The sequence below is a fragment of the Defluviimonas sp. D31 genome (genome assembly GCF_033436765.1).
Classification (GTDB): domain Bacteria; phylum Pseudomonadota; class Alphaproteobacteria; order Rhodobacterales; family Rhodobacteraceae; genus Albidovulum.
Genome location: NZ_JAWQFN010000004.1, coordinates 63,644 through 77,905 on the forward strand (window position 1 = coordinate 63,644; position 14,262 = coordinate 77,905).

The 14,262-nt window shown below is 67.1% G+C and carries 13 protein-coding genes; 3 read left to right on the forward strand and 10 right to left on the reverse strand.

The window, feature by feature from the left end; genetic code table 11:
• Window positions 1-24: 24 nt before the first annotated feature.
• The 5 genes from R5H32_RS08775 to R5H32_RS08795 form a co-directional block, all read right to left on the reverse strand.
• On the reverse strand, window positions 25-1,428 hold the full coding sequence (locus R5H32_RS08775; RefSeq protein ID WP_318338314.1) for an amidohydrolase: 1,404 nt from the start codon (window positions 1,426-1,428) through the stop codon (window positions 25-27).
• Between the two features lie 224 nt (window positions 1,429-1,652).
• On the reverse strand, window positions 1,653-2,273 hold the full coding sequence (gene rpsD / locus R5H32_RS08780) for a 30S ribosomal protein S4 (RefSeq protein ID WP_318338315.1): 621 nt from the start codon (window positions 2,271-2,273) through the stop codon (window positions 1,653-1,655).
• A 207-nt stretch (window positions 2,274-2,480) separates the two neighbouring features.
• Window positions 2,481-3,365, reverse strand: a complete 885-nt coding sequence (locus tag R5H32_RS08785; protein ID WP_318338316.1) for a cation diffusion facilitator family transporter — start codon at window positions 3,363-3,365, stop codon at window positions 2,481-2,483.
• A 147-nt stretch (window positions 3,366-3,512) separates the two neighbouring features.
• Window positions 3,513-3,941 (reverse strand): nuclear transport factor 2 family protein, encoded by a 429-nt coding sequence (locus R5H32_RS08790; protein WP_318338317.1) that lies wholly within the window; start codon window positions 3,939-3,941, stop codon window positions 3,513-3,515.
• Window positions 3,938-4,444, reverse strand: a complete 507-nt coding sequence (locus R5H32_RS08795; RefSeq protein ID WP_318338318.1) for an SH3 domain-containing protein — start codon at window positions 4,442-4,444, stop codon at window positions 3,938-3,940. The genes R5H32_RS08790 and R5H32_RS08795 overlap by 4 nt, the downstream gene beginning before the upstream one ends.
• Window positions 4,445-4,582: 138 nt before the next feature.
• Between R5H32_RS08795 and R5H32_RS08800 the strand changes: the two genes are divergently transcribed.
• Both R5H32_RS08800 and R5H32_RS08805 read left to right on the forward strand, forming a co-directional pair.
• Window positions 4,583-5,569 carry a D-glycerate dehydrogenase gene (locus tag R5H32_RS08800; protein WP_318338319.1) on the forward strand — a complete coding sequence of 329 codons (987 nt, stop codon included), beginning with the start codon at window positions 4,583-4,585 and terminating at the stop codon, window positions 5,567-5,569.
• A 120-nt stretch (window positions 5,570-5,689) separates the two neighbouring features.
• Window positions 5,690-5,938, forward strand: coding sequence for a hypothetical protein (locus R5H32_RS08805; protein WP_318338320.1), 249 nt, complete (start codon window positions 5,690-5,692; stop codon window positions 5,936-5,938).
• Between the two features lie 91 nt (window positions 5,939-6,029).
• On the opposite strand, the gene R5H32_RS08810 is transcribed toward R5H32_RS08805, so the two are convergent.
• Complete coding sequence (locus tag R5H32_RS08810) at window positions 6,030-7,004, reverse strand: quinone oxidoreductase (RefSeq protein ID WP_318338321.1); 975 nt, start codon at window positions 7,002-7,004, stop codon at window positions 6,030-6,032.
• 209 nt (window positions 7,005-7,213) lie between these two features.
• Between R5H32_RS08810 and R5H32_RS08815 the strand changes: the two genes are divergently transcribed.
• Window positions 7,214-9,709: an FAD-dependent oxidoreductase gene (locus tag R5H32_RS08815; RefSeq protein WP_318338322.1), complete on the forward strand. Its 2,496-nt coding sequence runs from the start codon at window positions 7,214-7,216 to the stop codon at window positions 9,707-9,709.
• A 78-nt stretch (window positions 9,710-9,787) separates the two neighbouring features.
• Here R5H32_RS08815 and R5H32_RS08820 read toward each other — a convergent pair whose 3' ends face one another.
• The 4 genes from R5H32_RS08820 to R5H32_RS08835 form a co-directional block, all read right to left on the reverse strand.
• Window positions 9,788-10,132: a carboxymuconolactone decarboxylase family protein gene (locus R5H32_RS08820; RefSeq protein ID WP_318338323.1), complete on the reverse strand. Its 345-nt coding sequence runs from the start codon at window positions 10,130-10,132 to the stop codon at window positions 9,788-9,790.
• 98 nt (window positions 10,133-10,230) lie between these two features.
• Window positions 10,231-11,004, reverse strand: a complete 774-nt coding sequence (locus R5H32_RS08825) for a GH25 family lysozyme (protein WP_318338324.1) — start codon at window positions 11,002-11,004, stop codon at window positions 10,231-10,233.
• 42 nt (window positions 11,005-11,046) lie between these two features.
• On the reverse strand, window positions 11,047-12,126 hold the full coding sequence (locus R5H32_RS08830; protein ID WP_318338325.1) for an FAD-dependent oxidoreductase: 1,080 nt from the start codon (window positions 12,124-12,126) through the stop codon (window positions 11,047-11,049).
• A gap of 14 nt (window positions 12,127-12,140) precedes the next feature.
• Complete coding sequence (locus tag R5H32_RS08835) at window positions 12,141-14,183, reverse strand: M3 family metallopeptidase (protein WP_318338326.1); 2,043 nt, start codon at window positions 14,181-14,183, stop codon at window positions 12,141-12,143.
• Window positions 14,184-14,262 lie beyond the last annotated feature (79 nt).

Genomic DNA, 14,262 nt, shown 5'->3' on the forward strand with positions numbered 1-14,262 from the left:
CAAGGCCGGGATCACCACGATCTCCTACTCGGTAGGCTTTCCCAGCACGTCGAGCGCAATGACAGAGGCCAGTCGCGTTCCCCACGGAATGGCGTCGAGATCGACGACGTAGTTTGGCTCGTGCACGAAGAACGGGAACTCCTTCCCTTCGGCATGCGCCTTGGCGACGACCTCGGGGTCGGCCGTGCCGACCCCGATATAGGCGCCCTTCACGCCCTCTAGCCCGTCGATCAGAAGGAAGGCGTCGTCCGAGCCGGGAACCTGGAGATCGTCGATGGCAACACCTTCGACCACCCGCCTCTCGTTGACGATCTCGTCCACTGCCTTCGCCTCGCTCAGAACCTGCCGGATGCGGTCCATCCACTCCGCATCGTTGAAGATGACCGGTGCATATCCCTTCTCGAAGATGGTCGGCATCATGGCCTCGTCATCGATGCCGTAGCTCAAGGCGATGTTCCTGCTGATCCGCTCGATGCCGGAAACCATGACCTCGCGCAGCTCGGGGGTCGTATAGTGCAGCTTGAGCTTCAATTCGGCCTCTGTCGGGATGACGTTGTTGTCGACGCCCGCCTGCACGCTGCCGACCGTCAGAACGCTCGTCTCGGTCTGATCAGCCATGCGCGACACGATGGTCTGGTACTGGACGATCGCCATTCCGGCCATGATGACCGGATCGGTGGCATGATGCGGCGACGAGCCGTGGCCGCCTGATCCGTGGAAGGTGACGTCGATATGGTCCGTTCCCGTGTTCATCCTGCCGCTGGTAAGGGCAACCATGCCAGTCGAAAACGGCGCTGTATGGAAGGTCAGGAAATAGTCGGGCTTGGGGACGGCATGGGTCTCATAGAGCCCGTCATCCCGCATCGCCTTGGCCCCTTCCACCGGCTCTTCCGCGGGTTGGGCTATGAGAACCAGTGTTCCGGACCACCGGTCCTTCAACTCTGCCATCGTCCTTGCAGGGCCGATCAACCATGTCGTATGCGCATCGTGGCCGCACATGTGGGCGACATAGGTCTCGACGCCCGAGAGGTTGGTGACTCGCTGGGTGCTGGCGTATGGCAAGCCCGTTGCCTCTTGAACCGCATTTGCGTCCATGTCGGCCCGGAACATGAAGGTCGGGCCTTCTCCATTCTCCATGATCCCGACAACGCCGGTGATACCGATGCCAGTTTTGACCTCGAATCCAAGTGCCTCCAGTTCTGCAGCCACTATCCCCGCGGTCCGGGTTTCCATGAAGCCAAGTTCGGCGTGCTGATGGATGTCCTTGAAAATGTCCTTGAGCCGGGCCGAGTCCGCCTCAATGATCTGATTGATTTCAGGAACCAGCGCAGCGCCCTCACTCGACGACTGAGCGGATGCCACGGTTGGCGTGGACGCCAAATAGATCGCCGCCAGCATTGCCAGCTTTCCGGCCTTCGAAGGTCTCATGAAACCACTCCCCCTGAATCTGAGAAGAGGAGCCAACCCGAAGTCCACAACAACCGGGCCGACGCAACTGCCCCTCAAAAAAACTTCAGCATAAAAAATGCGACCTTCCGATCGCCGGAATCCGCAGAGCCGCTTCGAACTCGAAGACGACAACCAAGATCACAGGCATGGAAAAAGAAAAGGGCCACCCGGAGGCGGCCCTTTCCGAACTCTCCCGCGAAGGATCAGTTCTTCGCGTAGTATTCGACGACGAGATGCGGTTCCATCTGCACGGCGTAGGGCACGTCGCCCAGCGCCGGGGTGCGCACGAAGGTCGCGGTCATCTTGGAATGGTCGGCCTCGATGTAGTCCGGCACGTCCCGCTCGGCGAGGCCGACGGCCTCGAGCACGATGGCGAGTTGGCGCGACTTGTCGCGGACGGCGACGACGTCGCCTTCCTTGACGCGGTAGGACGCGATGTTGACGCGCTTGCCGTTCACGGTGACGTGGCCGTGGTTCACGAACTGACGCGCGGCGAAGATCGTCGGGACGAACTTGGCGCGGTAGACGATGGCGTCGAGACGGCGCTCGAGGAGGCCGACCAGGTTCTCACCGGTGTCGCCCTTGACGCGCTCGGCCTCGCCGTAGATGCGGCGGAACTGCTTCTCGGTCAGGTCGCCGTAATAGCCCTTGAGCTTCTGCTTGGCGCGTAGCTGCGTGCCGAAGTCGGAAAGCTTGTTCTTGCGGCGCTGGCCGTGCTGGCCGGGGCCGTACTCGCGGCGGTTCACCGGGGACTTCGGACGGCCCCAGATGTTCTCGCCCATGCGGCGGTCGATCTTGTACTTGGCAGAGGTGCGTTTGGTCACCGCTGATCTCCTTCTTAGTGTCGCCGCCCGGAGGCGGCATGAAGGGCGTTGTCCTTTCCGTCGTCCCGGACGTGATCCGGGTCTCGGGCGACAGGCTTCCCCTTGCGGGGTCCACCAACACCAAATGAAAGCCCCGGGCGCGATGTCCCGGGACGGGCGGCTTATAACGCCCCGATCCGCAGAGTCAACGCCCGGCGGCCATGTTTCTCAGGTCTCCCGCGCCACGTCCTTGTGCACGATCACGTCGCATTGCGGATAGGTCTCGAGGATCCGGCGCCTGAGCCCGGCGCCGATCGCATGGGCCTCGCGCAGGGACTGGTCGCCGTCGAGCTCGATATGGATGTTGACGAAGACCCGGCTGCCCGCGGTCCGTGTCTTGAGGTCGTGGAAGCCGTGCACGCCCGGCCAGTCGCGGGCGATCGCGGCGATTGCGGTGATTAGCGCGGGATCGGCGCTGCGGTCCATCAGCGCGTCCCAGGCGCCCTTGCCGATCCGGAGCGCCCCGAAGACCAGCATCACCGCCGCGGCGAGCGCGACGACGCTGTCGACCTCGACGACGCCGAAGCGGCGCGAGATCCAGAGCGCCGCGATGGCGCCGAGCGCGGGCAGGAGATCGGACATGTAGTGCAGGCTGTCGGCGGCGACGACCCGGCTGCCGGTCCGGCGCGCGACCCGGCGCTGCCAGAGCACGAGCGCCACCGTGAGCACGATCGACACCACCATGACCGCCATGCCGCGCCCCTCGTCCGCGAGCGCGCGCGGGCTGTCGGACAGGAGCCGGTTGACCGCTGACCAGCCGATCACCGCGCCCGAGATCAGGATGAAGACCGATTGCGCGAGCGCCGCGAGATCCTCGGCCGAGGTGTGGCCGAAGGCGTGGTCCTCATCGGCGGGGCGCGCCGCGTAGAGAATCGCCGTCAGCCCGCCGAGCGACATCATCAGGTCGAGCGCGCTGTCCGCAAGCGAGGCCGCGACCGAGAGCGCCGAGGTCGCGCCGAGCGCCCAGAGCTTCAGCGCAACGAGAACCAGCGCCACCGCCACCGAGGCGATGCCGGCCGATGCGTTGAGCCTTGTGTCGTTGCGTCCCATCATCCGCTCCCGTCCTTGCCCGGCTCATAGCAGCGGCGGCGGGGGCGGGAAAGGCGGCATCCTGACCTGGACAGTGATCGGACCGGAAGGAAGCACGCCGGGGCCGGACGCCTCCCCTCCCCCACGAGGGGGGAGGAAAGCGCCCCGACCTCATCCGATCCTCTCCGGTTCGACAATGCTCCGGACGGGCGGCAGGCCGCGCCGGGTGCACGGCGCGCGCCAGGCCGGCGCCTCGTAATCGTCGGGCCAATACTCCACCTGCTCCACGATTCGGCCGCCGACGACGCGGTGGAAGGAGACGGCGCGGGCTGTCCTGGAGACGTCGGTCACCGTCGCGTCGCTAACGACCAGCGGACCCTCGCCCACAAGCCTCACGACGTCGAACCGCCATGGCCCGGCGGCGGTATAGGCGGCATTCAGCGCCGCGAAATCCGCGCGGCCGACGATCACTTCGCTGGATTGCGGCCAGTAGAGCCGGAAATCGTCGGAGAACCACCTTGCGGCATGGGCGAAGTCATTGCCGTTCATATCGGCCCAATAGGCCGCAACGATCTCCCTTTCCGTCGCGGATGCGCTCACTCGCGGATCTCGTCCGGCGCGACGCCCCAGAGCGCCTCCTTGGCGACCCAGCCCTTCTCGCCGCCCGCGCTGATCCGGCACCAGCCGGGATTGCATTCGCCGAGCCAGCCGATCACCCCGGCCTCGGCCTCGGCCACGACCCGCGCGGAGGGATCGGGCTGGACCCGCATCGCGGTCCGGTCGACCTCGAACATCACGGTGCGGGCGCCCGACAAGAGGGTGTAGTAGATCCAGCCGCCCTGGCCCTCGCTGTCCTCGACCCGGCGCCAGTGCTCGAATTCGGCGGTGATCCGGAGCGGCATGTCGCGGTGGCGGAACACCCAGTCGATCCGGTGCTCGAGGCTCGGCCCGCGGCGCACGTTGCCCTCCGCCGCCTTGAGCGAGACGAAGCGCGGCAGCGGCAGGTTCGTCACCGGCCCGCGCAAGGTTTCCGTCGCGGCCGCGACGCTCAACGCGCCGCCGAAACAGATGATCGACGCGATCAGCGCCCGCAGCGCGCGCATTGTGTAAACTCGTCCGCTCATGTCCTGCCCGATCTTCGCCCGACGTGGCGGGCGCCGTCTTTCAGGGCTTGTGACTTGCCCCGTTGCGCTGCACTTTGCCAGTAGCAACGCGCCGTTGGAAGAGAGGAGAGAAGTCCCATGGGATCGCAGCGCCTGACTGTTGTCGTCACGCGACGCTTGCCCGAGGTCGTCGAGACGCGGATGAAGGAACTCTTCGATGTCGAGTTGCGCGACCCCGACACCCGGATGACCCGCGAGGAACTCGCGGCCTCGATGCGGCGGGCGGACGTCCTGGTGCCCTGCGTCACCGACCATATCGACAGCAACCTCCTCGCCCAGGCAGGGGAAAGGCTGAAGCTCATCGCCAACTACGGCGCGGGCGTCGACCATATCGACGTCCATTCGGCGCGCCAGCGCGGGGTGCTCGTCTCCAACACGCCCGGCGTCGTGACCGAAGACACCGCCGACATGACGATGGCGCTGATCCTCGCCGTCACCCGGCGCATCCCCGAGGGGCTCGCGGTGATGCAGTCGGGCCAGTGGCAGGGCTGGGCGCCGACCGCCTTCATGGGCGGCCGGGTCGGCGGGCGCCGGCTCGGCATCCTCGGCATGGGCCGGATCGGCACCGCCGTGGCGCGCCGCGCCGCCGCCTTCGGCATGCAGATCCACTATCACAACCGCAAGCGCCTTCGCCCCGAGCAGGAGGCGGAAGTCGAAGCCACCTACTGGGAGAGTCTCGACCAGATGGTGAGCCGGATGGACGTGATCTCGGTCAACTGCCCGCACACCCCGGCGACCTTCCACCTGATGAACGCGCGCCGGCTGCGGCTGATGAAACCGACCGCCGTCATCGTCAACACCTCGCGTGGCGAGGTGATCGACGAGAACGCGCTCACCCGGATGCTGCGCGCGGGCGAGATCGCCGGTGCCGGGCTTGACGTCTACGAGCACGGCAAGGACATCAACCCGCGCCTGCGGGAGCTCAGCAACGTCGTGCTCCTGCCGCACATGGGTTCGGCCACCGTCGAGGGGCGGACCGAGATGGGCGAGAAGGTCATCATCAACATCAAGACCTTTGCCGACGGTCACCGTCCACCCGATCTCGTGGTGCCGGGTATGCTCTGACGACTGCATTCCGTGGGCCGGGTGGCCGGGTCCGGATACCGGCCAAAACACCGGCGTCGCGGTCGAAACCGAAAAGGGTCGGGTATGGGTCGGATATTCGCGCTTGCATTCGCCGTCGTCATGGCACTGACGGTGTTCGGGTTAGACTATTTCACCGCATGGCGGGCGCATCCTGAAAACCGCTATACGCTTGCAGACCACATTTCCGCGCGCCGCGACGCGCTCTTCGGGCCTGAAAAGCCGGAAGAGGCGATGGCTGCGGTTCGGGTAGCTCCGGCCTCGGTAGCCCGCGACGCGGACAAACCACTGTCGTCCGAAGGCTGCGAGAAACGGGCCGGTTCGAAAACCTGCGGCATCGAAACCAAGTGACCGGTCAGACCGTCCACCAACGCCGCCGGGTCAGCCCGATCACGCGACCGTCGGGGACGTGGAGTCCCGAAGGCAATTGCGGCCGCCCGGCTCAGAGCGTCAGGACGGTCGATCCCGTGGTCCGGCGCGCCTCCAGCGCGCGATGGGCCTCGGCGACCTCTTCCAGCGGATATCGCTGGCCGACCTCGATCTTCACCTTGCCCGAGGCGATCTTGCCGAAGAGGCGCGCGGCCATCTCCTGACAGGTCGCGTGATCGGCAATGTGGGTGAAGATCGTCGGCCGGGTGATCTTAAGCGATCCCTTGGCGGCGAGCGTCATGATGTTCAGGGGCGGCACCGGCCCCGAGGCGGCGCCGAAGGAGATCATCATGCCAAGCGGGCGGAGAGAGTCGAGCGATCCCTCGAACGTGTCCTTGCCGACCGAATCCATCACCACATGGACCCCGCGCCCCCCGGTGATCTCGCGCACACGAGGGGCGAAGTCGCCCTCGCGGTAGTTGATCGCGTGGGCGGCGCCGTGGTCGAGCGCCATCTGGCACTTCTCGTCGGTGCCCGCGGTGGCGATCAGGTTGATGCCCTCGGACCGCGCCCACTGGCAGGCGATGAGGCCGACACCCCCGGCGGCGGCATGGAAGAGCACCCAGTCGCCTTTCGCGATCGGCGTGGTGCGGTTGAAGAGGTAGTCGACCGTCAGCCCCTTCAGCATGGCCGCCGCACCCTCCTCGAACGATATCCCGTCCGGCAGCCTGCAGACCTGCGCGGCGGGCATCACGCGCGCCTCGGCATAGGCGCCGGGCGGCTGGCAGGCATAGGCCGCGCGGTCGCCGGGGCTCAGATGGGTGACCCCCTCGCCCACCGCCTCGACGATCCCGGCCGCCTCCATCCCGAGCGCCGCCGGCAGCGGCAGCTTGTAGAGCCCGTCGCGCTGATAGACGTCGATGAAGTTGAGCCCGCAGGCCTTGTGGGCGATGCGGATCTCGCCCGGCCCCGGCGCGCCCACGTCGCGGTCAACGAGGACAAGCGCCTCCGGTCCGCCGTGGGTCTCGATGATCACCGTGCGCGCCATGTGCTATACTCCCGTCGTGGTTCTGTTTGCCGAAGTTGTAGGCGCCCGCGCGCCGGCGGTCGAGTGCCCGCATCCGCGCGAGCAGGGTCTAGCGTGTCTCCGACCTGCGCACATGTCGTTTTTCCTCCGGTTTAGGTCGGGCTGACATTTCCGCTAATCTGCGGCTCTGGCAGATAGGGGCCAGAAAATTGACCCGAGGAGTCGGCCCGATGAAAACCCATGTCAAAGCCCTTGTCGTCGGCGGCGGTGCCGTCGGAACCGGGATCGCCTATCACCTGGCCAAAGCTGGCTGGGACACGATGCTGCTGGAGCGCGACGAGCTGACCTCGGGCTCGACCTGGCATGCCGCCGGCCTGCTGCCGCTCTTCAACATGTCCTACGCCACGACCCACATCCACAAGTACTCGGTCGACTTCTACAAGTCGCTCGAAGCCGAGACCGGCCTGAATGCCGGCTTCGCGGTGGTGGGCAACCTGCGCATGGCGCAGACCCAGGACCGCATGGACGAATACATGCTCTATTCGTCGGTCGCGGAAACCTGTGACGTCTATCACGAGTTCCTGACGCCGAAGGAAATGAAGGAGCGCTGGCCGCTCCTGCGCACCGACGACCTCAAGGGCGCGCTGTTCCACCCGCAGGACGGCTACATCAACCCCGCCGACGTGACCCAGGCGATGGCCAAGGGCGCACGCCAGCACGGCGTCACGATCGAGCGCAAGTGGCAGGTCGACGGCTACAAGTGGACCGGCTCGGAGTGGATCGTCTCGATCACCAAGATGGTCGAACAGGGCGGCAACCTGGTTGCCTCGGAAGAAACCGCGGAAATCCGTGCCGAGCATGTCGTCACCGCCACCGGCAACCATGCCCAGCGCACCGCCAGGCTGCTGGGGATCAAGACCCCGGCGATTCCGGTCGAGCACCAGTTCATCGTGACCGAGCCGGACCCGATGCTGCAGGAATACCGCAAGAACAACCCGGAGCACCCGGTTCTGCGCGATGCCGATGCCAAATGGTATGTGCGCGAAGAGCGCGGCGGCTGGATCCTTGGGCCCTATGAAAAAGGCGCGCCCGCGCGCTTCGAGTACGGCGTTCCCGACAGCTTCCGCGCCGACCTCTTCCCGCTCGACCTGGAGCGGATCGAGGCCGAATACATGTCGATGATCCACCGCCTGCCCTCGTCCGAGACCGTGGGCCTCAAGGACGATTTCAACGGCCCGATCTGCTACACGCCGGACGGCAACCCGCTCGTCGGCCCCGCCCCGGGCCTGCGCAACATGTGGCTGGCCGAGGGCTTCTCGTTCGGCATCACCGCCGCGGGCGGCACCGGCTACTACCTCGCCCAGATGATGGTGGAGGGCGAAGCCGAGATCGACATGGCCTCGCTCGATCCCAAGCGCTACGGCAACTGGATGACGACCGAATACGCGGCGCGCAAGAACGAGGAGTGCTACGACCACGTCTTCATCCTGCACCATCCGGACGAAGAGCGCGAAGCCTGCCGTCCGCTGCGGACCTCGCCCGCCTATGACCGTCAGAAGGCACGCGGCGCGCAGTTCGGCCAGATCAACGGCTGGGACCGTCCGAACTACTACGGCCCTGTCGATGCGCCAGCCTCGTTTGACCACGACAGCCGCTCGTTCCGTCGCGGCGCCTGGTGGAAATACGCGGTCGAGGAGGCCAAGGCCGTGCGCGAGACCGCCGGTCTGATCGACGCCACCGCCTTCACCAAGCACCTCGTGCGCGGGCCGGGCGCCACGGCGTTCCTCGACTGGTTCACCTGCAACGCGCTGCCGAAGGTCGGCCGCATCAACCTGACCTACGCGCTGACGCCCACGGGCACGACGCGGACCGAATACACCATCGTCCGCAACGGCGAGAACGACTACTACCTCGTCTCGGCCGGTGCCTGGACCGCCTATGACGCCGATTACCTGCGCAAGTGCGCCGAGGACAAGGCGGCGGAGTTCGGCCATATCGACATCCACGATGTCACTACCCAGTGGGGCGTCTTCGCCATCGCCGGTCCGAAGTCGCGCGACATCCTGAAAGAGATCATCAAGGATGCCGACCCGGAAACCGCCCTGTCGAACAAGCGCTTCCCCTGGCTTTCGGCGCGCAAGATCGAGCTCGGCATGTGCCCGGTCAATGCGATCCGCGTGGCCTATACCGGCGAACTCGGCTGGGAACTGCATCACCCGATCGAGATGCAGAACTACCTCTTCGATCTTCTCGAAGAGGCCGGCAAGAAACACGGCATGAAGCTGGTTGGCGGCCGCGCCCAGAACTGGCTGCGTCAGGAAAAGTCCTATCGCGCGTTCGGCACCGAGCTTGGCCGCGACGCGACGCCGATGGAGGCCGGTCTCGACCGCTTCATCGACCTGTCAAAGGACTTCCAGGGCAAGCAGGCGATGATCGACACCGGCGTGCGCTTCAAATGCGTCACCGTGCTGATCGACGGTCCGTCGGACACCGATCCCTGGGGCAAGGAGGCACTGCTCAAGGACGGCAAGAAGGTCGGCCGTCTGACCTCGGGCGGCTACTCGGTGGCGTTCGGCAAGCAGATCGGCATGGGCTATGTCAGCCCGGACCTCGCGGCGGTCGGCACCAAGCTGAAGGTGCGGATGCTGCGCCAGGAGTGGGATGTCGAAGTCGTCGAGGACAGCCCGTTTGACCCGTCGAACGAGCGCATCCGCGTCAACGGCTGACCTTGGCGGGGAGGCCGGGGGCGCTGCCCCCGGACCCCCGGGATACTTCTGAAAAGAAGAAGGGCCGGGAGACCGGCCCTATTCTTTTGCCGCCGCCAACTCGTCCCAGCAGGCGAGTGCTGCGGCCGAATACATCAGCGTCGGCCCGCCGCCCATCTGGATCGCCATCGCGAGCACGTCGCCCAGTTCCTCGCGGGTGGCGCCGGCCTTCATCAGCGCCTCGACGTGGAAGTTGATGCAGGGCTCGCAGCGCAGCGCGACCGCCATCCCAAGCGCGACATATTCCTTTTCCTTGACGCTCAAAGGACCGTTGTCCTTCACCGCGGCCGAGAGCTGCGAAAAGCCCTCGGTCGCGGCGGGAATGGTCCTGTAGAGCGTGCGCAACTCGGCGCGGGTCGCCTTGATCTCGTCGATGTAGCTCATCTCGGCCTCCGGTTTCCTGTCACCGCCCAGTGGCATGGGCGGGAGAGACGGGCCTTGACCTGCGTCAAGTTATTCCATTTCTGGAATGTGACGTAGCGTCAGAGGCTGCGCCGCGCGAGCCAGGCGGACCAGGCGGCTTCGGAGCCCGCGAAGGCGTTGAGATCGGCCTCGCCGGAAATGCCCGGAACGACGCCGGTGCCGGTGTATTGCCAGAAGCTCCAGTCCTGGCCGGGATACTTGATGCTCGGGTGGCCGGCCACCGAGCGAAGCCAGAATTCCTCGCCCCGGAGCTTCCACAATTCGTTGTCGCTCCAGAAGTCGACCGCGGTGTAGATCACCGGGCGCTGGCCGAAGCGGGCACCGACGATGCGCTGGAAGGTCTCGATCTCGGAACGGATCACCGCCGGATCCGGGCGCGAGCGGCAGGTCTTCGAGGTGTGGTTCCACTCCATGTCGAGAACCGGCGGCAGCGTGCCGCGTTCGGCCGGGACATTGGCGATGAACCACTGCGCCTGTTCAACGGCGGAGCGGCAAAGGTAGTAGAAGTGATAGGCGCCGCGCGGGATGCCGGCCTGGGCGGCACCGGACCAGTGCTGGTAGAACATCGGATCGGCGTAGTCCCCGCCCTCGGTCGCCTTGATGAAGGCGAAGGAGACGCCGGAGCCCCTGACCCTGTGCCAGTCGACCGCGCCCTGGTAACGCGAGACGTCGACGCCGTGGACCGGGTGATGCGCGGGGGTGATGCCGCGCCAGTCATAGGGGTCGATGTCGCTGAACCGCTGCGGGATTCCGGCGACGCGGTCATTGCCGCCTCCGCATCCGGACATAGCGATGAGGGTGAGTGCTGCCAGAAACCGCCCGATCGGCCGCATTATGCTGTCCCTTTTTTATTTCTTGCCTGTTCGCACAGGATGTCACGAAAACCGGTTCGGCGAAAGAGCGCTCACGGCGGCGGCCTCGATTTCCGGGGCGCGCCCGGCGATGAGGTCGGCGGCAAGACGGCTCGCCGAGGGTGCGGTCTGGAAGCCGTAGCCGCCCTGCCCGGCGAGCCAGAAGAAGGAGGGCTCGGCCCGGTCGGGGCCAATGACGAGCACCCGGTCCGGCGCGAAGGTTCTGAGGCCCGCCCATGAGGCGAGGAGCCGGGTCACGGGCTCGGTGACCATCGCCTCGTAGCGCGCGAGCCCCTCGGCCAGCACCATGTCGTCGGCCCAGGCGTCGTGCGGATGGGTCGGATCCTCCTCGGCCGGCGAGACGATCAGCGCGCCGGCATCGGGCTTGGCATACCAGGTCTCGCCCGCCCCCATGACGAGCGGCCAGCGGGAGAGGTCGTGCCCGCCCGGTGCCGGGATCCGCGCCATCGAGCGGCGGTGCGGCGTGAGGCCGATGGGCGTGACGCCGGCCAGGCCGGCGACCGTGTCGGCCCAGGCGCCCGCGGCATTGACGAGGATCCGTCCGGCGAAGGCGCCCTCTGCCGTCTCGGCGCGCCAGGTGCCGCCCTCGCGGGATACGGCCGTGACGCGGGCGCCGGTGACGATCCGCCCGCCCGCCGCCCTCGCCTCCCGCGCGAAGTCCTGGATCAGCCGGTCGGTGTCGATGTCCCAGGCATGGTCGGCGAAGGCGGCGCGGGAGAGCGCATCGGCCCGGAGCACCGGCACCCTGGCCAGCGCGTCGGCAACCGCGATCTCGTCCAGGCCGAGCGCGGCGCGGTCGGTCTCGAAGGCGGCGTCCTCCCCCGGCCCGGCGACCAGCATCATGCCGCGCGGACTGAGCACACCGCCATTGGCGTGGCGCAGATGCGCCTCGCTCGCGAGCGACAGGGCGACCACCGGCGCACGGCCGTAATAGGGCTCGAAGAGCGCGGCGGAACGGCCGGACGTGTGGTAGGCGAGGTGATCCTCGGCCTCAAGCAGCGTCACCGTGCCCAGCGCCGCGAGCCGCGCGGCGGCGGATATTCCGGCGATGCCGCCTCCGATGATGAGAAAGTCGCTCGCCACCCCTTGCACCCCCGTCAGGCCCTTTCAGATGCGATTTCGTCAAGCAGGCCCCGGCCCTTCAGGAGCGGCTCCACCCCCGGCATCCGGCCGCGGAACGCCGTGTAGAGATCCTCGGCCTCCCGCGAGCCGCCGGCCGAGAGAATATTCGCTTCCAGCCGCCGCGCGGTCGCGGGGTCGAAGGCGTCGCCCGACTCCCGGAACGCCTCGAAGGCGTCGGCATCCATCACCTCGGACCACATGTAGCTGTAATAGCCCGAGGAATAGCCGTCCCCGGCGAAGACATGGGCGAAATGCGGCGTCGCGTGGCGCATCCGGATCGCGTGCGGCATGCCGATCCCGGCCAGAATGTCGGCCTGCACTGCCATCGGATCGGCCGGCGCCGTGCCGTCGTGGAATGCCAGATCGACGAGCGCCGAGGCGACATACTCCACCGTCGCGAAGCCCTGGTCATAGGTCGAGGCCGCGAGCAGACGGTCACGCAGCGCCGCCGGGATCGGCGCCCCGGTCCGGGCATGGCGGGCAAAGCGGTCGAGCACCTCGGGCACATCGAGCCAGTGCTCGTAAAGCTGGCTCGGCAGTTCCACGAAATCGCGCGCGACCGAGGTTCCGGCGATGAAACCGTAGGTCACATCCGACAGCATCGCGTGGAGCGCATGGCCGAACTCGTGGAAAAGCGTGCGCGCATCGTCCCAGGACAGAAGCGCGGGCTCTCCCCTGGCCGGCTTGGCGAAGTTGCAGACATTGACGACCACGGGCCGCTGCTCCGCCCCGAGCTTGCGCTGGCTGCGGAAAGACGAACACCAGGCGCCGGACCGTTTCGAGGCCCGCGCGAAATAGTCGCCGATGAACACCGCGACATGGTTTCCGCCGCGCGTCACCTCCCAGGCGCGGGCATCGGGGTGATACAGCGCCACGTCGAGCGGCCGGAACGCGAGCCCGAAGAGCCGCGCGGCACAGTCGAAGGCGGCCTCGATCATGGTCTCGAGCCCGAAATAGGGCTTCAGCTCGCCCTCATCGAGCTCGTGTTCGGCAAGCCGGCGCTTCTCGGCGTAGTAGCGCCAGTCCCAGGCTTCGAGATCGCCGTTGATGCCGTCCGCGTGCATCATGGCGGTGAGGACAGCGGCATCGGTCTCGGCCCTGGCCTTCGCCGGCTCCCAGACCCGCATCAGGAGGTCACGCACCGCCTCCGGGGTCTTGGCCATCTCGGGTTCGAGCTTGTAGGCGGCGAAGCTTTCGTAGCCGAGGAGCTTCGCCCGCTCCTCGCGGAGCGCGAGGATCTCGGTGGCGATCGCCCTGTTGTCGGTGGCGCCGCCATTCTCGCCCCGCGCGACCCAGGCCGCATAGGCCGTCTCCCGCAGGTCGCGACGCGGCGAGAACTGCAGGAACGGCACGACGAGCGAGCGGTTGAGCGTGAGCATGTGGCCCTCGGCCCCGCGCTCCTCCGCCGCTGCCTTCGCTGTCGCGACGACGAACTCCGGCAGGCCGACCAGATCGGTCTCCGCGAGCGGCAGCGCCCAGTCGCGCTCGTCGGCAAGGAGGTTCTGGGTGAAGGCGGTCGAGAGCACCGCAAGGCGCTCCTTCACCGTGGCCATCCGCGCCCGACCCGCCGCGTCCAGCGCCGCGCCGGCACGCACGAACATGCGCCGGTAGAGCTCCAGCACCCGCGCCTGCTCGGCATTCAGGCCAAGCGTGTCCCGCGCGGCCCAGAGCGCCTCGATCCGGGCAAAGAGCCCGGCATTCATCGTCACTTCCGAGGCGAAGGCTGCAAGTTTCGGCGCCAGATCGCGCTGCAACGCCTCGCGCTCGGGCGTCGACTCGGCGCCTGCGAGGTTGAAGAACACCGCCGACACCCGGTCGAGCGTTTCCTCCGCCAGCTCCAGCGCCTCTATCGTGTTCGCGAAACTGGCCGGTTGCGACGACCCGGCGATCGCCGCGACATGGGCGCGGGCCTCGGCCAGCGCGGCCTCGAAGGCGGGGGCGAAATCGGCGTCGCGGATCTCGGCGAAGGGCGGCAGCGCGAAGGCGCCGGTCCAGGGCTGAAGCAGCGGATTGGTCATGGGGCGGTCTCCTTTGCCGGGTGAAGCTAGGCACAGGCACCGGCAAAGGCCAGAACCCTTTCCCACTTTCTGTCCCGCA

Excerpts from the sequence above, each read along its gene's own strand:
- R5H32_RS08800 (WP_318338319.1), top strand. The coding sequence starts at position 4,583 with ATGGGATCGCAGCGCCTGACTGTTGTCGTCACGCGACGCTTGCCCGAG.
- R5H32_RS08805 (WP_318338320.1), top strand. The coding sequence starts at position 5,690 with ATGGCACTGACGGTGTTCGGGTTAGACTATTTCACCGCATGGCGGGCG.
- R5H32_RS08815 (WP_318338322.1), top strand. The coding sequence starts at position 7,214 with ATGAAAACCCATGTCAAAGCCCTTGTCGTCGGCGGCGGTGCCGTCGGA.
- R5H32_RS08835 (WP_318338326.1), bottom strand. The coding sequence starts at position 14,183 with ATGACCAATCCGCTGCTTCAGCCCTGGACCGGCGCCTTCGCGCTGCCG.
- R5H32_RS08785 (WP_318338316.1), bottom strand. The coding sequence starts at position 3,365 with ATGATGGGACGCAACGACACAAGGCTCAACGCATCGGCCGGCATCGCC.
- R5H32_RS08775 (WP_318338314.1), bottom strand. The coding sequence starts at position 1,428 with ATGAGACCTTCGAAGGCCGGAAAGCTGGCAATGCTGGCGGCGATCTAT.
- R5H32_RS08810 (WP_318338321.1), bottom strand. The coding sequence starts at position 7,004 with ATGGCGCGCACGGTGATCATCGAGACCCACGGCGGACCGGAGGCGCTT.
- R5H32_RS08820 (WP_318338323.1), bottom strand. The coding sequence starts at position 10,132 with ATGAGCTACATCGACGAGATCAAGGCGACCCGCGCCGAGTTGCGCACG.
- R5H32_RS08825 (WP_318338324.1), bottom strand. The coding sequence starts at position 11,004 with ATGCGGCCGATCGGGCGGTTTCTGGCAGCACTCACCCTCATCGCTATG.
- R5H32_RS08795 (WP_318338318.1), bottom strand. The coding sequence starts at position 4,444 with ATGCGCGCGCTGCGGGCGCTGATCGCGTCGATCATCTGTTTCGGCGGC.